Origin of the sequence: Flavobacterium sp. NLM (genome assembly GCF_002210235.1) — a bacterium.
Classification (GTDB): domain Bacteria; phylum Bacteroidota; class Bacteroidia; order Flavobacteriales; family Flavobacteriaceae; genus Flavobacterium; species Flavobacterium panici.
Map to the genome: position 1 here is coordinate 210,389 of NZ_LIAC01000015.1, position 22,937 is coordinate 233,325.

21 protein-coding genes are annotated in these 22,937 nt (G+C 33.4%); 9 read left to right on the forward strand and 12 right to left on the reverse strand.

The features are described from left to right. Positions 1 to 59 precede the first annotated feature (59 nt). The gene (locus APR43_RS18775) at positions 60 to 1,838 is read right to left on the reverse strand and encodes an ABC transporter ATP-binding protein (protein WP_053471039.1); all 1,779 of its coding nucleotides are present in this window, start codon (positions 1,836 to 1,838) and stop codon (positions 60 to 62) included. Positions 1,839 to 2,042: 204 nt separating this feature from the next. Between APR43_RS18775 and APR43_RS18780 the strand changes: the two genes are divergently transcribed. The 3 genes from APR43_RS18780 (at position 2,043) to yajC (ending at position 4,851) form a co-directional block, all read left to right on the forward strand. Continuing rightward, a complete protein-coding gene (locus tag APR43_RS18780) occupies positions 2,043 to 3,152 on the forward strand; it encodes a Glu/Leu/Phe/Val family dehydrogenase (protein ID WP_053471038.1) in 1,110 nt (369 codons plus the stop codon). Between the two features lie 330 nt (positions 3,153 to 3,482). After that, entirely contained in the window at positions 3,483 to 4,394 is a 912-nt protein-coding gene (gene nusB, locus APR43_RS18785; RefSeq protein ID WP_053471037.1) for a transcription antitermination factor NusB, read from the forward strand. A 181-nt stretch (positions 4,395 to 4,575) separates the two neighbouring features. Further along, positions 4,576 to 4,851 carry a preprotein translocase subunit YajC gene (gene yajC, locus APR43_RS18790; protein ID WP_053471036.1) on the forward strand — a complete coding sequence of 92 codons (276 nt, stop codon included), beginning with the start codon at positions 4,576 to 4,578 and terminating at the stop codon, positions 4,849 to 4,851. A gap of 386 nt (positions 4,852 to 5,237) precedes the next feature. Here yajC and APR43_RS18795 read toward each other — a convergent pair whose 3' ends face one another. From APR43_RS18795 to APR43_RS18815, 5 genes are all read right to left on the reverse strand, one after another. Beyond that, on the reverse strand, positions 5,238 to 5,798 hold the full coding sequence (locus tag APR43_RS18795; RefSeq protein WP_205720338.1) for a YdeI/OmpD-associated family protein: 561 nt from the start codon (positions 5,796 to 5,798) through the stop codon (positions 5,238 to 5,240). A 28-nt stretch (positions 5,799 to 5,826) separates the two neighbouring features. Further along, the gene (gene pepT / locus APR43_RS18800; protein WP_053471035.1) at positions 5,827 to 7,104 is read right to left on the reverse strand and encodes a peptidase T; all 1,278 of its coding nucleotides are present in this window, start codon (positions 7,102 to 7,104) and stop codon (positions 5,827 to 5,829) included. 339 nt (positions 7,105 to 7,443) lie between these two features. Then, a complete protein-coding gene (locus APR43_RS18805) occupies positions 7,444 to 8,586 on the reverse strand; it encodes a formylglycine-generating enzyme family protein (protein ID WP_053471183.1) in 1,143 nt (380 codons plus the stop codon). Between the two features lie 110 nt (positions 8,587 to 8,696). Beyond that, entirely contained in the window at positions 8,697 to 9,656 is a 960-nt protein-coding gene (locus APR43_RS18810; protein ID WP_053471034.1) for a DUF6515 family protein, read from the reverse strand. 68 nt (positions 9,657 to 9,724) lie between these two features. Then, positions 9,725 to 10,945 carry an OprO/OprP family phosphate-selective porin gene (locus APR43_RS18815; protein WP_053471033.1) on the reverse strand — a complete coding sequence of 407 codons (1,221 nt, stop codon included), beginning with the start codon at positions 10,943 to 10,945 and terminating at the stop codon, positions 9,725 to 9,727. A gap of 304 nt (positions 10,946 to 11,249) precedes the next feature. Here APR43_RS18815 and APR43_RS18820 point away from each other — a divergent pair, with 304 nt between their 5' ends. Continuing rightward, complete coding sequence (locus APR43_RS18820) at positions 11,250 to 12,284, forward strand: quinone-dependent dihydroorotate dehydrogenase (protein WP_053471032.1); 1,035 nt, start codon at positions 11,250 to 11,252, stop codon at positions 12,282 to 12,284. On the opposite strand, the gene APR43_RS18825 is transcribed toward APR43_RS18820, so the two are convergent. After that, the gene (locus APR43_RS18825) at positions 12,270 to 12,986 is read right to left on the reverse strand and encodes a DUF3307 domain-containing protein (protein ID WP_053471031.1); all 717 of its coding nucleotides are present in this window, start codon (positions 12,984 to 12,986) and stop codon (positions 12,270 to 12,272) included. The genes APR43_RS18820 and APR43_RS18825 overlap by 15 nt on opposite strands. Beyond that, positions 12,983 to 13,597, reverse strand: a complete 615-nt coding sequence (locus tag APR43_RS18830; RefSeq protein ID WP_053471030.1) for a SatD family protein — start codon at positions 13,595 to 13,597, stop codon at positions 12,983 to 12,985. The genes APR43_RS18825 and APR43_RS18830 overlap by 4 nt, the downstream gene beginning before the upstream one ends. Before the next feature lie 316 nt (positions 13,598 to 13,913). Here APR43_RS18830 and APR43_RS18835 point away from each other — a divergent pair, with 316 nt between their 5' ends. From APR43_RS18835 to guaB, 5 genes are all read left to right on the forward strand, one after another. Continuing rightward, positions 13,914 to 14,780, forward strand: a complete 867-nt coding sequence (locus APR43_RS18835; protein WP_053471029.1) for a hydroxymethylglutaryl-CoA lyase — start codon at positions 13,914 to 13,916, stop codon at positions 14,778 to 14,780. A 14-nt stretch (positions 14,781 to 14,794) separates the two neighbouring features. Further along, entirely contained in the window at positions 14,795 to 15,127 is a 333-nt protein-coding gene (locus tag APR43_RS18840; RefSeq protein ID WP_053471028.1) for a hypothetical protein, read from the forward strand. 142 nt (positions 15,128 to 15,269) lie between these two features. Further along, on the forward strand, positions 15,270 to 15,821 hold the full coding sequence (locus APR43_RS18845; protein WP_053471027.1) for a hypothetical protein: 552 nt from the start codon (positions 15,270 to 15,272) through the stop codon (positions 15,819 to 15,821). After that, the gene (locus APR43_RS18850) at positions 15,818 to 17,212 is read left to right on the forward strand and encodes a DUF5723 family protein (protein WP_053471026.1); all 1,395 of its coding nucleotides are present in this window, start codon (positions 15,818 to 15,820) and stop codon (positions 17,210 to 17,212) included. The genes APR43_RS18845 and APR43_RS18850 overlap by 4 nt, the downstream gene beginning before the upstream one ends. A gap of 203 nt (positions 17,213 to 17,415) precedes the next feature. Continuing rightward, on the forward strand, positions 17,416 to 18,888 hold the full coding sequence (gene guaB / locus APR43_RS18855) for an IMP dehydrogenase (protein ID WP_053471025.1): 1,473 nt from the start codon (positions 17,416 to 17,418) through the stop codon (positions 18,886 to 18,888). A gap of 60 nt (positions 18,889 to 18,948) precedes the next feature. On the opposite strand, the gene APR43_RS18860 is transcribed toward guaB, so the two are convergent. The 4 genes from APR43_RS18860 to APR43_RS18875 all read right to left on the reverse strand — a co-directional run bounded on the left by APR43_RS18860 (position 18,949) and on the right by APR43_RS18875 (position 22,929). Continuing rightward, positions 18,949 to 19,779 carry a hypothetical protein gene (locus APR43_RS18860; protein WP_053471024.1) on the reverse strand — a complete coding sequence of 277 codons (831 nt, stop codon included), beginning with the start codon at positions 19,777 to 19,779 and terminating at the stop codon, positions 18,949 to 18,951. A gap of 165 nt (positions 19,780 to 19,944) precedes the next feature. After that, a complete protein-coding gene (locus APR43_RS18865; RefSeq protein ID WP_053471023.1) occupies positions 19,945 to 20,841 on the reverse strand; it encodes a L,D-transpeptidase in 897 nt (298 codons plus the stop codon). Between the two features lie 83 nt (positions 20,842 to 20,924). Next, the gene (locus APR43_RS18870) at positions 20,925 to 21,482 is read right to left on the reverse strand and encodes a hypothetical protein (protein WP_053471022.1); all 558 of its coding nucleotides are present in this window, start codon (positions 21,480 to 21,482) and stop codon (positions 20,925 to 20,927) included. Position 21,483: 1 nt separating this feature from the next. Beyond that, positions 21,484 to 22,929, reverse strand: coding sequence for a S41 family peptidase (locus APR43_RS18875; RefSeq protein ID WP_240514974.1), 1,446 nt, complete (start codon positions 22,927 to 22,929; stop codon positions 21,484 to 21,486). Between the last annotated feature and the right edge of the window lie 8 nt (positions 22,930 to 22,937).

A 22,937-nucleotide genomic window follows, 5' to 3' on the forward strand; every position in this document is an offset into this window, starting at 1 on the left:
ATCATTTTTGGTAATTAATAGTACTCAAAAATCATAAAAATTTATCTATTACGCAACAATTAAAGTAATTCTTTTTCCGAAAGTTGTTTTAAATATAACGATGCGTAGTAACCTTCCTGATTTATTAATTGATTATGAGAGCCTTGTTGAATGATTTCGCCATCTTCTAAAATAATGATTTTATCAGCGTTTTTGGCAGAAGACACTCGGTGACTGACAATTATGGTAGTTTTATCCTTACAAAATTCGAACAAATTATGTAGGATTGTTTCCTCAGTTTCGGTATCAACGGCAGACAAACAATCATCAAAAAGTAAAATCGCCGGATTTTTAATAATGGCCCTAGCTATCGATACACGCTGCTTTTGTCCGCCGGAAAGCGTAATTCCTCTTTCTCCTAAAATAGTGTCGTACTGCTTGTTAAATGCGATAATATTATCATGAACAACAGCATTTTTTGCAGCTTCAATAACTTCTTCATCTGTGGCATTTTGATTTCCGAATTTGATGTTATTTTTAATAGTATCCGAAAACAAAAAAGCATCCTGAGGAACAATTCCGATGCTGTTTCTTAAATCATTTAAATTTAAAGAACTGATTTCGTTTTGATCAATTGTAATCCTTCCATCAGTAACATCATAAAGGCGTGAAATCAAAGATAAAATAGTAGATTTTCCGGAACCGGTTTTTCCTAAAATCGCCAGCGTTTCTCCTTTTTTTACCGTGAAACTTACATTTTTTAAAGCTTCAATATTAGTATCTTCATAAGTATAACTTACATTTTCAAAAGCAATTGAACCTTGTATGTCTGATGAATTTTGATTGTTGTTTTTAATCTCCGGTTCGATTTTCAAAAACTCATTTAAACGTTTTTGAGAAGCCTCTGCTTCCTGCACCATAGACGAAACCCAACCAAGTGAAGCAACAGGCCAGGTTAACATATTTACATATAAAATAAATTCGGCAATTGTACCAATATTCGGAATCGTTCCGTTGATGTACATTACGCCTCCAAAATAAATTACAACTAAATTACTAATTCCGATAAGGGCAATCATCAAAGGACCAAACAGCGACTGAACTTTGGCTAAATCTAAACTCTTGCGTTTACTTTCATCCGAAAGATTTACCATATTATTTTGATGCTGATTTTCTAAAGAATAAGCTTTTATAACCCTGATTCCTGAAAATATTTCCTGAGTAAAACTCGAAACCTTAGATAAATACTGCTGAAAAGTGGTGCTTCGTTTATTGATTTCTGAGCTTAATTTGAAAATACAATAGGACAAAATTGGCAATGGTAAAATTGTATATAAAGTCAACAAAGGTGAAACATTATACATATATAATAGTACGATCGCAAAACGAATAAACGTATTTATAGTATACATTACCGCCGGGCCTACATACATACGAACTTTAGAAACGTCTTCACTGATTCTGTTCATTAAATCTCCCGTACGGTTTTGTTTGTAGAAATTTTGAGAAAGGTTTTCGTATTGCCTAAAAACCTCATTTTTTAAATCAAACTCAATATGGCGTGACATTACGATTAAAGTCTGGCGCATTAAAAAAGTTAAGAATCCTCCAACAATTGCACTTCCGGTGATTAAGAGCACGTTATGAATTAATTCCTGCTGATAAAAGTCTACAAGCATAGAAGATTTTTTATCGGCATCGGATAGTTTTAAAAACTTTTCGATAACATCAAAAGAATGGCTAACCAGCTTTGGAGTAAATAAAAAGAATATTTGTGCGATTATGGTGATTAAAATTCCGAAGGAAAAACTGAATTTATATTTAATGAAATATTTGTTTAAATAGCTTAATTCTTTCATTTTTTTAAGAGATTCAATATTGACTTGATTTAATTTTATGAATTATTCTTAATTAAAAGTATAATAAAATGCAATCTAATCAAAATAAATATTTTGTATAATTGTTATTTTAAAGATAAAAAATTAGCACATGTATATTTTTTGTTTATGTTTGAGTTGTCTTTTTGACAAATTCATAATTTTAAACAACTAAATAGTAACGCTATGGATGCAACTTTCGCAACTGGAAAGGAACTTCAAAAAATGGATCCTGTTTTTGGTCAATTATCTTTTGACGATCACGAACAAATTGTATTTTGCAATGACAAAGATACAGGTTTAAAAGCAATTATTGGTATTCATAATTCAGTTATGGGGCCAGCTTTAGGAGGTACTAGAATGTGGAATTACAATACGGAATGGGAAGCATTAAACGATGTTTTGCGTCTTTCAAGAGGTATGACTTATAAATCTGCAATTACCGGTTTAAATATTGGTGGTGGAAAAGCGGTAATTATTGGTGATGCTAAAACGCAGAAAACTCCTGAATTAATGCGTAAGTTTGGTGAGTTTGTTCACTCTTTAAGCGGAAGATATATTACAGCTGAAGATGTTGGAATGGAAACTAAAGACATGGACACTGTAAGAGACGTAACACCTTATGTTACTGGAATCTCTGAAGAAAGAGGCGGATCTGGAAATCCTTCTCCTGTAACAGCTTACGGAGTTTATTTAGGAATGAAAGCTGCTGCTAAAAGTCAGTTTGGTTCTGATGTTTTAGATGGTAAAAAAGTTTTGGTTCAGGGAATTGGACACGTGGGTGAAACTCTGGTTGAGTATTTAACTAAAGAAGGAGCACAGGTAACGATTACTGATATTAACGAAGAAAAATTATATCAGGTTGCTTCAAAATACAATGCTACAATTTATACAGGTGAAGATTTATATACAGCAGATGTTGATATCTATGCGCCTTGTGCAATGGGAGCAACAATTAATGATGATACAGTAAACAAAATTAAAGCTAAAGTTATTGCTGGAGCAGCAAATAACCAATTAGCGGATGAAAATGTTCACGGTGCAAGATTACAGGAAAGAGGAATTTTATATGCTCCTGATTTCTTGATCAACGCTGGTGGAATCATCAATGTTTATGCTGAATTAGAGCATTATGGTAAAGCTGAAATCATGGCTAAAACCGAAAATATCTACAATACTACTTTAGAAATTATCGATTATGCTGTGAAAAACGGTATGACAACTCACAAAGCTGCACTTACAATTGCTCAAAATCGTATCGATGCGAGAAAAATTGAAAACGCTGCTAAGAAGTAATCTTTTATATTTTATAGTTTACAGTTATAGTTTATAGTTTACAGTCTCAGTTTGCAGTCACAGTTTTCAATTATACCGAAAACTGCGACTGCAGACTGAGATTTTTTTGTGTAGCTTCTAAATCACTAAATACTGCGACTGTATACTGCGACTTTTATACAATTCCTAATATATTATTGAAAACTGAGACTGCGACTGCAAACTGCGACTAAAAACTGTTACTTTTTTGCGAATTAATTTTAAAATATGCCTTAAAAGTTATACTTTTGCTGACTAATTTTTAAATGTTCTTACAAGGTGGTAAATAGAAGACACATACGCGTTAAAGTCATGCAATCCATTTATGCAATGCACCAAAGCGGTTCTGATAATATGGAAAAAGAAGAAAAATTTCTTTTTTATAGTATTGATAATATTCAGGACTTATATCTTATAATGCTTTCTTCATTGATTGAAATTTGCAAAAAAGAATCAGTATTCTTGCATCTGTCAAGCAAAAAACATCTTGCTACCGCAGCAGAACGTAATCCGAACGAAAAGTTCATCAAAAACAAAATCTTTCAGCTTCTTGCCGAAAGTAATTCCCTTAGCATCGCTTTAGAAAATCGTAAAATCAACAACTGGTCATTAAACGACGATTATATTATTTTGCTTTTAAATGATATTAAAGCAAGCGATTTGTACAAAAAATACATGAGCAATAATGTCAATACTTTTGAAGAAGACAAACAATTTATTGCTGATTTATTTGCTGAGGTTATTGTTCCAAATGATAAATTATACGAGTATTTAGAGGATGATAAATTGACTTGGGTTGATGATATTCCGGTTGTAAACACACATATCATTAAACAATTAAAAGCAATTAAAACCGAAGATCCAGACGATTTTAGAGTTCCTAAATTGTATAAAGATGTTGAGGATAAAGATTTTGCTAAAGATTTATTTAGAAGAACAGTTTTAAACGAAGCTGTTTTAGCAAAAGAATATGACGATAAAACGCCAAACTGGGACAGTGAAAGGATTGCAGAAATCGATACGATTATCCTGAAAATGGCAATTTGCGAATTCTTGAAATTCCCTTCAATTCCTGTAAAAGTAACTCTTAACGAATATTTAGAAATTGCAAAAGAGTATTCTACACCAAAAAGTAGTATTTTTATCAACGGAATTTTAGATAACCTTGTAAAAGAACTTACCGCTAATAAAAAGATGGTAAAAGTTGGTAGAGGGTTAATGTAAAATTTAGAATAATCAATTTTAAAATTCCAAATTCCAATTACCTTTGTGTCACTCTGAGCGAAGTCGAAGAGCATTCCAAGACGGATTAGAATCGAACAAAGTTGAATAAAAAATAATGTCACTCTGAGCGAAGTCGAAGAGAAAAAAATATTAATAATAAATCAAAAACAGAATTTAAATTATGGGACAATTAACTCAATTTGCGCCATTTCTATTAATGTTTGTGGTAATCTATTTCTTCATGATCAGACCACAGCAAAAAAGAGCAAAAAACGAAAAAGAATTTGAAAGCAGCCTAAAAGTAGGTGATAAAATAGTTACTAAAAGTGGTTTCCACGGTAAAATTGCTGAATTAGCAGAAACTACTGTAGTAATCGAAACTATGTCAGGAAAATTAAAATTAGAGCGTTCAGCTATTTCTTTAGAATTAAGCGCTGCTTTGAATAAAAAGGCTTAAGCTTTTTAAAATTACAATATTTAAAAATCCCAAATTCCAAATGGAGTTTGGGATTTTTTTGTTTATGCTAAACGCCTGAAATGTCATTGCGAGGAACGAAGCAATCTCACGATGATTATCACGTATGTTTATCACGCATTGCATAACCCGCAATCTTGTCATTCCGAGGAATCTTCGCAAGGAACTCTACAAAGATTGGCGATATAGATTGTCGAGCCACTTACGAAGATTCCTCGTTCCTCGGAATGACAAAAATGCGAAAACCTTTGTCAAAGTTTTAAACTTTGACAAAGGTCTCGTATAAGTTTGAAAGCTCTTCGACTTCGCTCAGTCCCGATAGCTATCGGGATGGAATTTGGAATTTTAAAAAATTGGAATTTTAAATTTTACCTGTATTTATCATTCAACCCAACATTCCCTAAAATCATCGGAATCACTTTTTCAATTCTCGAAAGTTTTGTTTTTTCCTGTTTCGCAGTTTCAATATATTCTAAAAACTCGTATTGTTTATAAGGACTAAATTTTTCAAAAGCCGATTTCAAAGCTGGATTTTTAACCATTTCTACATTAAGAAGTTCAGAAACTATAACTTCTTTTTTTGAAGGTTTAATGATTTTGCCTTGCTTTTCATTTTCAATCGCTTCTAAGATATATTCTAAAATTTCTTTTTCGTTTATTTCCTCTTTTGAAGCAAAACGCCATTGACGCAATGATTTTGTAATTTCTTCCTGAGCATTGATAAGTTTCTTTTTCTCATCTTTCAGGAAAACTCCATTAAAAAACCAAATCGCAAAATAATCTTTAAAACCTCCTAAACCAATAACATTTTTTTTCTCATAAACATAAACCGGACCGCCCCATTTTGTGGTTTCTTTCAGTTCGGTTTTGTCAATAATAGCTTTTAGGAGAAGCAATTCTTCTTCCCATTGACCACTATATTTCCACATGCCTTTATTTTCAGAAGCTGGTTCCAAATTATCTTGTTCTTTTAGGTTTTTCTTTTGAATCAAAAATTCCCGGAATTGCTGTAAGTTCAGCAATTTTTACAATAACATCAGTCGCTTTTTGAATGCTTTCTGCCGGAACATATTCGTATTTTCCGTGGAAGTTATGTCCGCCGGCAAAAATATTCGGACAAGGTAATCCCATATATGATAATTGAGATCCGTCAGTACCGCCGCGAATAGGTTTTATGATTGGTTTGATGTTTAATTCTCGCATTGCTTTTTCGGCAATATCAACAATATGTTTCACCGGAAGTACTTTTTCTTTCATATTGTAATACTGATCTCTAACTTCAGTAGTTACAATATCTTCACCAAATTGTTTCGCAAATTTCTTGTTGATTTTTTTGGCAATTTTTCCAATTAAATCTTTACGTTTTTCAAATTTGCTTTTATTATGATCGCGGATAATTAATTCTAAAACGGTTTCTTCAATACTTCCCGTTAAATGATGAACGTGAAAAAAACCTTCGTAACCTTTTGTTTCCTGAGGCGTTTCACCTTTTGGAAGTTCATTGATAAATTCATTTGCAATCAACATCGAGTTGATCATTTTTCCTTTTGCATAACCAGGATGAACGCTTTTTCCTTTAAAAGTAATTTTAGCTCCGGCAGCATTAAAATTTTCATATTCTAATTCACCAATCTGGCTTCCGTCCATGGTGTAAGCCCATTGAGCGCCAAATTTTTCCACATCAAAATGATGCGCACCGCGTCCAATTTCTTCGTCGGGAGTAAAACCAATTCTGATTTTCCCGTGTTTAATTTCCGGATGCTGAATTAAGTATTCCATTGCCGAAACAATTTCGGTAATTCCGGCTTTATCATCGGCACCTAACAAAGTAGTTCCGTCGGTTGTAATGATTGTCTGCCCTTTATATTGTAATAAATCTTTAAAGTAATTAGGAGAAAGAACGATGTTTTTTTCAGCATTCAAAACAATATCTTTACCGTCGTAATTCTCTACAATCTGAGGTTTTACATTTGCCCCGCTAAAATCTGGCGAAGTATCAAAATGAGAAACAAATCCAATTGTCGGGACTTCATGATCAACATTACTTGGCAAAGTTGCCATAATGTAAGCTTTGTCATCTATGGTAACATCTGTTAAACCAATTGTTTTTAGTTCTTCGACTAATTTATTGGCAAGATTCCATTGTTTTTCTGTACTTGGAGTTGTTTTTGAATTCGGATCTGATTCTGTATCAATTGTTACATAACTGATAAAACGATCTATGATATGTTGCATTTCTTTTTATTTTTAGCAAATATAGACATTTTTTTTAGCAGTAAATTTGTGGTTTTACTATCGAAAATAATAAAACAAGAGACTGTTTTTGTAGACAGCCTCCTGTTTTTTATTGAATTATCTGTTCTAATAGTCAAACGTTCCTACGGAACGTATATCTTTCAACAAATTGAATTTCTACCAATCAGACATTCCTAACGGAATGAGCCTTTTCAGTTTAAAAAAACTATTCCGTTAGGAATATTTGGTTGGTAGCAAGAATATTAAGATTTTGATTGTGTCCTGTAAGGACACCTGATTTATTGAGTCTAATGTATTTGAGATAACCGTTTTTATCTTTTAAATACTTTTTACACATCTAAAACCAAGATGATTGGCAGCAGATCTAATTTCGCCCTTTCCTCTGGTTCCCACCATATATCTGGTACAATATTGATCTGTACATAAAAAAGAACCACCGCGGTGCACTCTTTTTATTTGAGTTGGATCGTTAGGATCATTATAAGCATCCGGTCCTTTCGGGTTTCTGGCTGTTTTTCCGCTTTCGCTTAATGTTTTATAATAATCAACGCTGTACCAATCGTTTGTCCATTCCCATACGTTTCCTGCAACATCGTACAATCCGTAAGCATTTGGAGCAAATTGTGCGACAGGAGCAATGCCTTTAAAACCATCTTCTCCCGTATCGCCATCTTTAATTGGGAAATGTCCCTGATAGATATTAGCCTGAAATTTTCCGTTTGGTTTCAGTGTGTTTCCCCAAGCGTAGATTTCTCCTGTTTTTCCGCCTCTGGCTGCAAATTCCCATTCAGCTTCTGTTGGAAGTCTTTTTCCTGCCCATTTTGCATAAGCTGCAGCATCTTCATAAGTAATATGAACAACAGGGTACTTTTCTTTTCCTTTTATAGAACTTTGAGGTCCAAGCGGATGTTTCCAGTCCGTTCCGCCAACGTAAGACCACCATTGTAGAAAATTATTCAAATTTACGGCTGATGGAGTAGGTGTAAATATTACAGAACCTGTAATTAAATCTTCTTCGGCAGCGGTTGGAAATTCTTCTTTAGTTGGCTTTTGTTCTGCAACGGTAATGTATCCCGTAGCTTTTACAAACTTTTCATATTCTTCGTTTGTTACTTCGGTTTTATCCATATAATAACCGTCAACATACACGCGATGAATAGGAGCAGCATCTTTTGTTACGCCAGATAAACTGCATAAACTTTCATCTGCAACATTACTTCCCATGGAGAATTCGCCGCCGGGAATCCAAACCATTCCTTCAGGAGCTTTTCCTGCTGGTTTATTTTTATTTTCAATTGTAGGTTTAAATGCCGATGGTTCTGATGTATTTGGAATTTCATGACAATCTAAAGCCGCTTCGGTTACTTTTGGTTTAGGCGTAATTAATTTGGTTACACCGTAAGTAATTGAAATTATGGAGATTGTTAGTATAGCGAAAATCCAAAAAGTTTTATTTTTCATTGTAATGGTTTTTTGAGCTGTATTGGTTGTCAATAAGTTGAATCAAAAGTATGAAAATAACTTTTAAAGTTATATTAGTTTGATAGAATTAATAAAATAAATATATTTTGTTATTTATCTTCTTCAACTAAAACCACTTCGTATTTGTCTTTTCCATCAACTTTTACAGGTTGATAGTAGGTTTCGCCAAACTTCACATATTTTACATCGCCAATGGTAACTTCTTTACCGCCTTCGGGTAAATTGTCAACAACCGTTCCTGCTGTTGGCGGCACAACTTTATAGGTATTGCCGTCCTTTTCATAATAAGTTCCTCCGTAATAATAATTGTTGACCGTTCCTGTATTAACAGTCTGCGCTCCACTCGGAATATTGTTTACTGTTCCTCCAACTGGCGCAGGAACCGCAGTATAACCTCCATTAGAAGGCGCGTACCAAACTCCCTGATCGTAATGATACTGCGTGCTTTCGACACTTACAACTATTGCTGTTACGGCTAAAGTGGCAACAAAAAATCCCCACGGGTGCCAAACCGGACCATAATAAAATGGTCTGTATGGATGAAAGTAATACGGGTTATAAGCATGATATCGATAACCGCCATATACATAAGGAGGACGAGCATACACAACAGTATTTCGTCTAACTACAGTATTTCTGTTATTATTTATGGTAATGTCCCTGCTTCTGTCAACGTTTCGGGTATTGCCGCTTATATTCGTATTTCTATTACCTGAATTGTTTATGTTGCCAGAATTTCGATTACCAGAATTTCTGTTGACAGAATTATTTATGTTAATATTTGTGTTTGAGGTATTAGCAGGTCTGGTAACTTTGGTTCCTGAACCATTAGAGCCAGGTCTTGTTGTTGCAGGCCTGTTTACTGTAGGTCGTGACTGATTGGCTGGTCTGTTTACAGCAGGTCTTTGAGTTCCTCCGCTAGGTCTGTGAACGCCGCCACCGCCACCGCCCACACGACGTTGCGCTATGCTGTCAATAGAAATCAAAAAAAACGATCCAGCTAAACATATTGTTACTGCTTTTCTTATTGTTTTATTTATATTTTTCATTTTCAGTGTTTTAGTTCAGATAAAGTTATTAAAAAAATGAATTTGTATTAAAAAAAGAAGTAAGAATTTTACAATGAAATATCCCATTGTATCCGAAATCTCCATCCGGCTTCAAGAGGAAGTGTTTTGTCCTGAAAGCTGAAATAAGTCACTTCTGATGTCAATTTGTTTTTATGTCCTTTAAAAAACCAGTTAAAAGCAATAGTAGTTTCATCTTGTCGGTTTTGTCTAATAGTATTGTCAGGTCTGTAAGCGGCGTGCCTTCCGGCCATTTCTAAATGTTTGGGCCACCATTCAAAAGCATTATGAAAAAAATATCCGGCCTGAACATAGTAGCCTTTTAAGGTGGTTTCGTCATCATTGTTTAATTTGTCGATAATTTTTTTAGTATGCATTTCGCTCTGCCAGGAAAAACCCCGATACATAAATGCGGTTTCAAAATTCCACTGATTTACCCTGTATTGTCCCGGCGCACCATCTTCATATCCTTCTAAATATCCTCCGCCAGATTGTGAAAATCGGGTGTAAGGACTTCGGTTTGTTAAAGCTGAAAAAGCAATAATTGGAGTTAATTTTTCATGAAATTCCAGATCACTTCCTTCAAAATCAAGAAATCGTCCTAAAAAATTCCATTGTGCCCGCCCGAAATACATCAAATTATTATCATCGTTAGAGGTGTTTCCCCGACCAGTTCCGGTAAGTGCTGCGGCCCAATAATTAAAATCAGCAATACCTTTTCCTTTTAAATGTCCGTAAACTTCAACTCCCATTTGCCTGTCTACAGTAAAGGGACGGTTAATTAAAGAACGATCAACGGTTTGCTGCTCACCGCTGCTTATGAAACGCTCTCTTGTAAATTCTACTTTCCATTGTCCGGCTTTAAAACTTAACCATTTCCATTTCTCCACCATAATTCTAAAATCTAATAAATTAGACTGGCTGAGTTCATATTCCCAATAATAATTTAACCAAGGCTCAAAAGCATGACCGCCCACTTTTAATCTGGCACGGTTAATTTTGAAAGTAGTTTTTTTATCCTGACTGTAATCATCATAAGTTAAAGGATCTGTATCATTTGGTGTAGAAAACCGAAACTGAAGCCGGCTTTGCAATTGAAAAAGAAATTTATTGTCATTGGTACGAAGTTCAATTCCTTTATCGCCGTACCTAAAGTTAAGCAGTTTGGTGGTGTCTTTTTCTTGTTGCGCTTTTGATTTAAAGGCAAGAAATAAGAATAATAGTAAAAAGTAAATTTTTAAAATGCGAATTGTTTTGTTTGTGTGATGCATAGGCGAAGCTGATAGGTATAATTTGTATATCACTTTATTACATCCTGTTTTGTCAGGCTGAGCGAAGTCGAAGCCCTTTGTGTCCCTTCGACTTCGCTCAGGGTGACAATATTTAACTTAAGTAAATATTTTGTTTAACTATTTCAAAATTAGGTAATAAATAATCCATAGACAGTTGTTGAAACTCTTGAACTTGTTTCATTTTATAACTTGCAACCTCTTATTAATTTGTTTTTTATAAAACAGTACCTTTTTAAACTATAATATTTAAATTTGCAGCCAAAATAACAACAACACAACTCTTATGTATAAATTGATAATTCGCCCAATACTTTTTTGGTTTGATCCGGAAGAAGTGCATTACTTTACTTTTTCATTTGTAAAATTCATTTCAAAAATCCCTGGAGTTTCGGCAATTATAAGATCAATTTATGAAGTAAAAGACGCTCGATTAGAAAGAGAAGTTTTTGGAATTAAATTCAAAAATCCGGTGGGACTTGCGGCAGGATTTGATAAAGATGCGAAGTTGTACAAAGAACTTTCTGATTTTGGTTTTGGTTTTATCGAAATTGGAACCGTAACTCCGGTTGGTCAGGAAGGAAATCCTAAAAAACGCTTGTTTCGTTTAAAAGAAGATCAGGCGATTATTAACCGAATGGGGTTTAATAACGGTGGAGTTCTGGAAGCTGTTGAACGTTTGAAAAAGAATTCAGGCGTTTTAATTGGCGGAAACATCGGAAAAAATAAAGTGACACCAAACGAAAATGCGGTTGACGATTATATCATTTGTTTTGATGCACTTTTTGATCACGTAGATTATTTTGTAGTAAACGTAAGTTCGCCAAATACACCAAATTTAAGAGCGCTGCAAGACAAAGAACCTTTAACGGCTTTATTGCAAACGCTGCAAAACAGAAATGTCGAAAAGCAAAAAACAAGTACTCAAAAAGTAAAACCAATTTTATTGAAAATTGCTCCAGACCTTACAGATGAGCAATTATTAGATATTATTGATATTGTGAAAACTACACAGATTGCGGGTGTAATTGCAACAAATACGACTATTTCAAGAGACGGACTTCAATCTCAAAACCAATCTGAAATGGGAGGTTTATCTGGAAAACCATTAACGAAACGTTCTACAGAAGTAATTCGTTTTCTTTCGGAAAAAAGCAATAAAGCATTCCCTATTATTGGAGTAGGAGGAATTCACTCTGCCGATGATGCCATCGAAAAACTAAATGCAGGAGCAAGTTTAGTGCAATTGTACACTGGTTTTATTTATGAAGGGCCAGCGTTAATAAAAGCAATCAACAAAAAAGTTTTAGGGCAGTTGTAAAAGAAGCGCCTGAACCAGTATTCCGGCAAGAATTGCAATTCCGAAACTAATTAATGTACCAATTAAAACATATTCAGTTAGTTTTCGGTCTTTGGCTTCTTTTAAATCTCCAAATCTAAAAATAGATTTTGCGGCCAGTAAAAATCCAATTGCTTCAAAATGTCCGGTTAAGATAAATCCGAACACAAATAAGCGTTCTAAAATACCAATATAATTTCCGGCAGCTATCAGCGAGTTATCCTGATGGCTGTTTTCGTTTTCGGGTGCCCAGATCGAAATAATGGTTTTGATTAAAATAGAAGTGGGTTTGGTCAACAGTAAAATTCCTGTAATTAAAATCCAGAATGCGTTATCCTGCCAAAAATAAATAATGCCTTTGTGTTGATATAAAAGTACCACGCCTATTAAAACCAAAACATGTGCAATTTGATCTGCAATAAACCAAGTACGTTTAGTTTTATCTTTCTGGAAATTGAGTTTGATTAAATCGATGATGCCGTGCGTAACCGCAATTAAAACCGCATACGGAATAAAACTAATTTCCCAAGCCAAAATCGCGGCTAAAACTCCATGTAATAAAACATGAATATATAAGTAAATACTTTTGTGTTTTTTACTCTCTTTATCGATAACCCAGGAATTAGGCTGCCAGATAAAATCGCCTAATAAATGTGCCAGAAACAGTTTTATAAATAAAATCATGAGGCTGTAAGTTGTTTTATTTGTGTTCTAAAATAACGATCTAAATTGATAACCAAATCAAACTGAGCACGCTTTTGTCTTCGGCTTACAGCAGCTTGATTAATGCCTAATTTTTGTCCCAATTCTTCCTGCGAAAGGCTTGGGTTTTCTATTGCTTTTGCAACAAATTCTGCCGACTGCACCAGCCAGTTATCCATAAAAGTCAAAGCCAGCTGAATCATTAAATTCAGTTTTTCATCAAAATCAACATCGCCTGTTCGCAATGCTAAAGTTACTTTTTGTTTTTTTAAAGTCTCAAAAAGTTCTCCCGAATTGATATAAGCCGTTCCGTTACTTTCAGAAATTTTAGCAGCATTATGCGTTTTATTTCCAAAACCAATGCTCATTCTCGCATCAGATTTTATGGTTCGTAAATGTGCTTTTATCAAAATCGCAGTCCATAAAGCATCTTCCGGATTTTTAACTTCAATTTGAAATTCGTCACCACGATAGATTTCCCATTCACTTGGCGTTTTACCAAGCGGAGCCAGGATTTTTTTTAAATCTTCGACCCAATGCTGCGATTCTTGTTGTCTTGAACCAATTATGTCACCTGTAATTACACTAGTCATAATCAAATATAATTAAAAAATAATAAAAATTCTATTACAAATATAAGTAATAAATTTAATTATTACATTTTTTGGTAATATTTTAAAATATTACGTTTTTGTGTAATAAAAACATCTATTACGATATAACGTAATAAAAACGGATGCACTTATATTTAACTTACGAGAAACTATCCAGCATTAAAATTTAAATGAACTTACATAACTTATATGGTAAAAAAAACAGCCCGATAAGATTAAAATAAATAATTCACAAACAGTTAATTTTTATTTCTTTAAAAAAGAACCTAACTTAGCTTTTACAAAAGAATAAGCTTTGAATAAAGAGATCAAGATTATCGAATGTCCACGAGATGCCATGCAGGGTATCAAAACCTTTATTCCAACAAAAAATAAAGTAACTTATATACAAGCGTTGCTTCGTGTGGGGTTTGATACCATCGATTTTGGAAGTTTTGTTTCTCCAAAAGCAATTCCGCAAATGCAGGATACTGCCGAGGTTTTGGCACAATTAGATTTATCGCAGACAACCAGTAAATTACTTTCGATAATTGCCAATACACAAGGCGCAGCTCAGGCTGCAGAACATGAAGCCATTCAATATTTAGGATTTCCTTTCTCGATATCTGAAAATTTTCAGATGCGTAATACGCATAAAACAATCGCCGAATCTTTAATTACTCTGGAAGAAATTCTGGAAATCGCCGATAAAAAAAATAAAGAAGTTGTAACCTATCTTTCAATGGGATTTGGAAATCCATACGGAGATCCGTGGAATGTTGAAATTGTGGCCGAATGGACGGAAAAACTTGCTGGAATGGGAGTTAAAATTTTATCGCTTTCAGATACAGTTGGAAGTTCTACGCCAGATGTTATTACATATTTGTTTTCGAATTTAATTCCAAAATATCCTGAAATCGAATTTGGAGCGCATCTGCACACTACGCCAGACAGCTGGTTTGAAAAAATCGATGCGGCATCAAAAGCCGGATGCATACGTTTTGACGGAGCAATTCAGGGATTTGGAGGCTGCCCAATGGCGACCGATAAATTGACCGGAAATATGCCGACAGAAAAATTGATTTCGTATTTTACTGCCAATAAAAAAATAACAGGACTTAATTCTCTAAGTTTTGAAAGTGCTTATAATGAAGCATCTAAATTATTTGGAAAATTTCATTAAAAAATAATGAAATTATGAGTGATTTTAAACTTTGGTTAGAGTTTGAAGAAGTAGATCCAGATAATTGGCAGATCAATAATGATTTTTGCAATATAAATGTTGAGTTAGCTGATGGCAGGAAATATGGAATGAATGTTTGGACTTATGAATTTCTGAAAACAGTAGTAGAATATGATAAAACGAACGGAAATAATCTCGAGGGTTTATATGTAATTCCGCCTGATTTATTTGTAAAGGAATTAACTAGAAGTTGTATAGAAAAAACAATTGAAGATTTATTAAAAATTGACAATCTGGAAGTCATATTAAACTCAAGCATAGTAATTAAGAATAATATTAAATTATAATCCGCACTTAATTCTTTAAGTTTTGAAAGTGCTTATAATGAAGCATCTAAATTATTTGGAAAATTTCATTGAAAAAATAATGTAAAATAAGTAATATCTGACAAGAAAAGGCGTTTTTATTTATCTTTAATTAAATTAAAAAATGAAACGAAATCTTTTAAATAGAATCTCTATAACACTCTTTTCTGCAGTTTTATTGCTCTCTTGTTCAAGTGATTTAGACTTTGACCAAATCGATGATTTTGTGCTTGAGCCTGTGTTTGTGGCAAATCTCGCTTACTTTGATGTTCCTGCTGACCAAATTGACGATAATGGACAGGGGCAGCAAATACCTCCAGATGTTGAAGATTTTGATATTTTTAAAAAGAAATTTTTCACTGATAATCTGGCAAAAGCCGAGCTTAATTTCGAAATCGAAAATACGATAAACAGAGCTTTTGAAATTGAATTGCAGTTTATAGATGGTGATAACCAGGTATTAGAAACTATTGATTTAGCTGTTCCAACCTACACAGGAGGTTCCAATATCATAAAATATCCAACAGAAGTTTTTGAAGGTGAACGGTTGAATTTATTAAAAAAGACCATGAAAATTGGTTTTATAGTAACAACCGTAACAGGATCTGGATCGGGAGATATTACAGGTAATTTAAAGTTCAAATCAGGTGCAACCGTTTATATAAAAATAAAATGAGACAAGCACTTTTAATTTTGATACTGATGCTGCAGCTCTTTTGTTATTCTCAAAATAAACAAGTGTTGTACAATTTTACTTCGATTCCGCAGTCATTACTTGTAAATCCCGGAGCCGATGTTTCGTATAAATATTATTTTGGAGTTCCGCTTCTGTCCGGAGTTTCGGCAAATATTGGTTCGAGCAGTTTTTCTGCCTATGATTTATTTGCAGATAATGGCGTAGATTTTAATGACAAAGTCCGAAATATTATCAATAAATCATCTGCAAATGACAAAACACAGGTAAACCAGCAGCTTGAAATATTTTCGGGTGGATTTAGAGTAGGAGGCGAGGACAGTCAATCGTATATTTCATTTGGTGCTTATCAGGAATTTGATTTTTTAATGTATTTTCCAAAAGACCTTGCTATTTTAGCAGTAGACGGAAACCAGAATTATATTGGAAAATCATTCAATTTAGCCGATTTAAATTTACGTGCCGAAGTGCTTTCTGTTTTCCATGTCGGATTTCATAAAAGGCTAAATAAAAAATTGGTTTTAGGCGGACGAGCAAAAATTTATTCAAGCGGTGCCAATGCAACTTCGACTAAAAATTCGGGATACATTTATACCGGACAAGAAACAGGAACAAATTTATATACTCAAATAATCGAATCAAATTTAGAACTTAAAACTTCAGGCATAGGAAAATTTACAAAAGATGAATATGAAGGAAGTATTCCCAGTGATATTGCACACAATACTTTTCTCAACGGAAGTTTAGGTTTGGGGTTTGATGCCGGTGTCACTTATAATATTAAGGAAAATCTACAGCTTACAGCCAGTATTCTCGATGTTGGTTTTATAAAACATACCAAAGATATTGAGACATTAAGGTATAAAGGAACTTACAAATACGACGGAGTAAATCCAAATTTTGATGCTGTAAATGAACCAAAAAATATTTTTGATGAGTTTGATGCAGCCATTCCGCGGGATACATCTTATGCTAAATATACGACCTGGCGTCCGGTAAAATTTAATTCTTCCATTCAATATTCATTTGGGGAATCAAGATACGACGGAGAGTGTAATTGTAAAATTCAAAATGAAAGAAGATATTTAAATGCTGTTGGCACACAATTGTTTATAATGACAATGCCCGAAACACCTTATGTTGCTTTGACGGCTTTTTATCAACGCAGTATTTTTGAAAAACTTGATGCGAAAGTTACTTATACAGTCGATCCGTATTCGAATAAAAATATTGGTTTGGGGCTTTCCGGAACTCTCGGGAAATTTAATATTTATGCTTTATTCGATAATGTTTTAGAGTATAAAGATGTTACAAAAGCCCATAGCCTTGCGTTTCAATTTGGTTTCAACTTCATTTTTCAAGATAAAAAATAGAATTCCAATTATTTAAATTCCAAATTCCAATTTCTTAGAATGTGAAACCTTTATTTCGCTGTTTTTAATTGGAATTTGGAATTTAAAAATTTGGAATTTAAATCGTAAGATGTTTCCTGTAAATATAAATTTATGAATAAGTTAGTATTTAAGTTAGCAATTTATTCACTATATTTGCACGCAATTCAACTAGAAATTGCACCATGATAGCACACAACTCCAAGATTATCGGCGAAGGTTTAACTTACGACGATGTATTATTAGTACCTAACTACTCGAATGTGCTTCCCCGCGAAGTGAGTATCAAATCAAAATTTTCAAGAAACATAACATTAAACGTTCCAATCGTATCTGCTGCTATGGATACAGTGACCGAAAGTGCAATGGCAATCGCTATGGCGCAAGAAGGCGGAATTGGAGTTTTACATAAAAACATGACAATCGAGCAGCAAGCTGCGAAAGTTAGAAAAGTAAAGCGCGCTGAAGCAGGAATGATTATCGATCCGGTAACATTACCAATGAATTCAACTATTGCAGACGCTAAAAACGCCATGAGAGAATTCGGAATTGGCGGTATTCCAATCGTTGACGAAAACAGAATCCTTAAAGGAATTGTTACAAACCGTGACTTACGTTTCGAAAAAAACGGAGCAAGACCAATTGCTGAGGTAATGACAAGTACAAACTTAGTTACTGTTGCCGAAGGAACTTCACTAGAACAAGCCGAAGTAGTTTTACAGGGCCATAAAATCGAAAAATTACCAGTTGTAAACGCTAAAAACGAATTAGTTGGTTTAATTACGTTTAGAGATATTACAAAACTGACTCAAAAACCAATCGCAAACAAAGATACTTTTGGTCGTTTGAGAGTTGCTGCTGCAATTGGCGTTACCGGAGATGCAGTTCTAAGAGCTGAAGCTTTAGTTGCTGCCGGAGTAGACGCAATTATTATCGATACTGCACACGGACATACTGAGGGTGTGGTAAATGTATTGAAAGAAGTAAAATCAAAATTTCCTCAAATAGATGTAGTGGTTGGAAACATTGCAACGCCGGAAGCTGCTAAATATTTAGTAGAAAATGGTGCTGATGGTGTAAAAGTAGGAATCGGTCCTGGTTCTATCTGTACTACACGTATCGTTGCAGGTGTTGGTTTCCCTCAATTTTCAGCAGTTTTAGAAGTTGCTGCGGCTATTAAAGGAACTGGAGTTCCGGTAATTGCTGATGGTGGAATTCGTTATACAGGAGATATTCCTAAAGCAATCGCTGCAGGTGCTGACTGTGTAATGTTAGGTTCATTATTAGCAGGAACAAAAGAATCTCCGGGTGAAACTATTATTTTTGAAGGAAGAAAATTCAAATCATACCGCGGAATGGGTTCTGTTGAAGCGATGCAGACTGGTTCAAAAGATCGTTATTTCCAGGATGTTGAAGACGACGTTAAAAAATTAGTTCCGGAAGGAATTGTTGGTCGTGTTCCTTACAAAGGTGAATTAAACGAAAGTATGCTTCAATTTATTGGAGGTCTTCGTGCCGGAATGGGATACTGTGGTTCAAAAGATATTCCAACTTTACAAGAATCTGGACGTTTTGTTAGAATCACGTCAAGCGGAATCACTGAAAGTCACCCTCATAACGTAACTATTACAAAAGAAGCTCCAAATTATTCTAGATAATTTTTAGTTTTTCAAATATTAAAAAAGGCATAAGAGTTTGATTCTTATGCCTTTTTTAGTTTATTTTTTGGAGATTTTAGCAAGCTGGCTATAATCGCTTTTTGATTTTAAATCGATATTAAAGTCGGTATGCTTTAAGTTAAGATTTAATTCCATGTTTAAAGTATTTTCACTTATAAAATGATTGGTGATATCATAAACTAATTTCCCTGTTCCATTTCCTGAACCACTCGAATCGAAGCTAGGATCAGCAAGTTTCATTGTATATGTCTGGACAATATCAAAAAAAGCAGATTTAGGAGTAATATTTTTTAAACTATAGATAGTTGTAATTACCATTTCGATATTAATGCCGCCAATAGGAAGTTTAAGTGGGCTTTCCTGAGAAAAAGATTCACCTGCTTTTAATTTTTTTTCGGGCATAGCTAGTTGATTAAAAGTACTTTGAACCATATTAAAAATACTATTTTTAAAATTTTCCTCCATTCCTTTCCCTACGATCGAATCCAATTTTGGCATGCTCGAAAGCGTAGCATTCCCATACAAAAGGGTTCCGCTTGGAATTACACTTTTTCCATCTTTATCAGAAGATTTTAGGTATTCTATGGTAATAGGAAAGCTTCCGTTTTTATCAATTTTACCAGTTTTAGAAACAGTTTCGACATTAAACGAACTCTTTATTTTGACTGGATTTTCGGTCCCGTTTTCCTTTAGCATCGTCAAAAGTTCTTCCGATCCTGAATATGTCATTTCATAATCTGAAGAATTAGTTACTGTCTGATTGTAAATAGTTTCAGGGGAGTAACCCGGTTTGAAGTCTAAAATTTGATTTGACTGGCAGTAATTCTGAAAAGTTGTAAAAATAAAAACTAGTAAAAATGATTTTTTCATGTGTGAAAATTAGGGAGATAATTGTTTTAGGTATTTTATGAAACGAAAATAGACAAATTATTATCAATGAAAATTTATTTTATCTAAATTTTTACCTTTCGGTTTAAAACAAAAAAACAGCTTATAGATAAATTATAAGCTGCTTTTTCAGGAAAAAAATATTTTTTAAAGAGCAGTAGTTTGTTGTTCCGCCTCTCTTAATTTTTGATTGTCTAAAATCTTCTGAATAAAAGGTTTTACCTCTTTCTCAATTTCAGATTCAGATATATTTAAAGCTTTTGGATCTGATGCCAATTGCAGCCATGGTTTTGGGCCGTCAAAATTATAACTTCCAAAAACTACAACCGGAGTTCCTTTTACTTTTACATTTTCTTTATCTTTCAAAATCCATTCATCGGCAAATTTGTAAAGATATTTAGCATCTTTTTCCAGTAATCTCAAACAGGAATGTGATGCCGGATAACCTGGTAATTCATATTCGTGAAAACCAACTCCAAGTTTGTTTTCGATATTAAAATTCCATTTTAAATCCCATTCGTCATTAAAAGTACTCGTTGTTTTTTCTGCCTTCCAATTGGTGAAAAATAACCCGGTTGGTGTTGGATCTTTTTTTCTTCCCATATTTGTTGGCCCTGTATAAACAAGTTCACCGTTTTCGTAAGCAGCAAAAGTCTGGGTAGGATAGGAGAAAATAATGATTTTCGAAACTTCTTCTAAAGCCCCAACATGCAGTGGAAACGGTAAATAATAAACTAAATCTCCACTAAAATCTGCAGGAATAACTACTGAATCTAACTTTTTTAAATTCGCTTTATCAGTTCTGTTTACTGCATAAACAATATCCAGTTTACTGCTGTCAGCTTCATTTGTTTTCAACCATTCTTTAGTATTGCTAAATTGATAAGAAACTGCTGATTCTGGTTTCTTATATTCAATTGTTTTTTTAGGTTTTTTATCAGTTGTATTATCTGTCAGCTTTACAGTGTCGCTTTTTTTACAAGAAATCACTAAGGCTAACATTAATATAAGTAGTACGTTTGCTGTATAATATAACTTTTTCATAGGGTCGTATTTTTATAGAAATAAAATTATAACTATACCCGTCAATATGTATTACACAATTCTTTAAATTCTTTGCTGGATTTTCATTTTACAGCTATAACATTTATTTCAAACATTTCGTTTAAGATAAGTTTAAAAAGTTCTAACAAATCATTTAAGATATTTAAATCTAGAATTTCGCCATCACTAAAATAAGATAATTCAAATTTGTCTTTTGGAAGCTTCTCTTCCCAAATCCCTTTTTGATCTGAGATTTGAATGTTTACATCTTTCTGATTACTGATACTATTTCTTATATCACTATTTTTTAATAATGTTTTTATCTTAAATTCATTATTACTTTTAATTGTAAAGGCTTTATCAAAATCAGCATAACCAATTTCTATGTCTTGCGCCCCAAAGAATTTTTCAATTTTACGAATAAACCCTTCTTTATAAATTTCGAATCTAAAATTATCCTGTAAAGTAATCGGAACAATTACTCTAGTCATTTCGGTGCTGTATTTTCCAGACCAAAGTGTATAATTATCAAAAACAATTTTCCAGTTTTTATATTCAATTTCAACGGAATCTGAATGCCAGGAATAACCTTCTTTAAAAATTCCATTAGTTTGGTTTGCAAATTCTTTCCAGATATTCATATTATTTCGATTCAATTAATTTCAAAGTAGATTCAAACTGCGTATCCTTATTTTGTAAAAAATCTTCTAAAGTTTGTTTGACTTCATAATCAGGAATAACGCCTCTGCCAAATATCTGATTGACCTTTTTAGGAACATCCTGATCTAAATTTACAATCGAAAATTTTGTTTTAATTTTTGTGTTTGGTAATTCATATTCAACAGGAGTGTGGCCGTTATGTCCGAAATAACCACCCATAGTTTCTTCGCCAATAACAATGGCATTTGTATTTCCTGTCACTAAAGAAGCGAATAACGATCCTGCAGAAGCTATTCTTGGACTTATCAATAAATAGATTTGTCCTTTAAAATTGTTTGTATCAGGTTGTAATAATTGATTGAATTTTTCGTCCTGATTGTATTTTCCGTTTTCTAACTTCGGAAACTCATCTTTTAAATCAGCTTCAAAATCATTTTTTTCTTCCAGTTTTTTTTGTGGTTCCGTTTCATCGTAAACAAAATAATCTGGAAACGGAATTTCCTGAAAGCTAACATATGCAGAAGCATTTTCGCGATATGGTTTTTGTGTAAGATAAGAAAAAGTCAAAATATCATTTGGATCGCTGCCTCCGCCATTGTTCCTTACATCTACAATCAAGTTATTTATTTGATTGTTTTTGCTTAAATATTGAAAACAACTGTCCAGATATTTTTTATAAGCTAAATGTTCTTTTGCTTTAGCATTTTTACCAATTGAAAAAGTATGAACAGAGAGTAAGGCCGTATTTTTAGAAATAATCGTACACGAATATTTGTTTTTTGCTTTATTAAACTGAAGACTGTCAATAGGAAGTGAAAACCGATTTTTGAAATTTTCTTTTCGGATATCATTAGATACGGCAGGAACTATTTTAGTCAGTTTTTTAGAGCTGTTAAGAAGCGAATATTCTACCAAAAAGCTCTTTTGAGGTCCGTATTCCATTTCAAAATACTTTCCAAACGAACTTGTTAATCCAATATATTTTCCGGAAATATTGTATCCATCAGTGGTATAATATTTATAAAAGTCTTTTATTAGTTTATTGACTTTAATTTTGTTTACACGATGAATTTCTGAGCCTAACGGAATTTCTGAGTTTTGAAAATTGATTACTAACTTTCCTTCAATGAGTTTTACAGGATATGGAAAAAATACATTTCCTGATGAAAATTTATTTTGAAATTCATCAGGAAGAGTAGTATCATTGTGTACGCTGCCTTCAAAATCAGTAATTTTTAAAATGATTTTGTAAAATTCGAGCAGTGTTGCAGGTTTTTCTATTTGTGAAAATGCCCAGGAATAAATACTGTCAATTTGCTGTTTTGTGCGGTATTTGTATAATCCAGAATTGGCTTTTTCTCTTATTTCTTTAAAAATAGTAAGATCTTGTTTTAGTTTTTCGGCTGGCAGTTTCTCATTTTGTGCCATTATAAGAA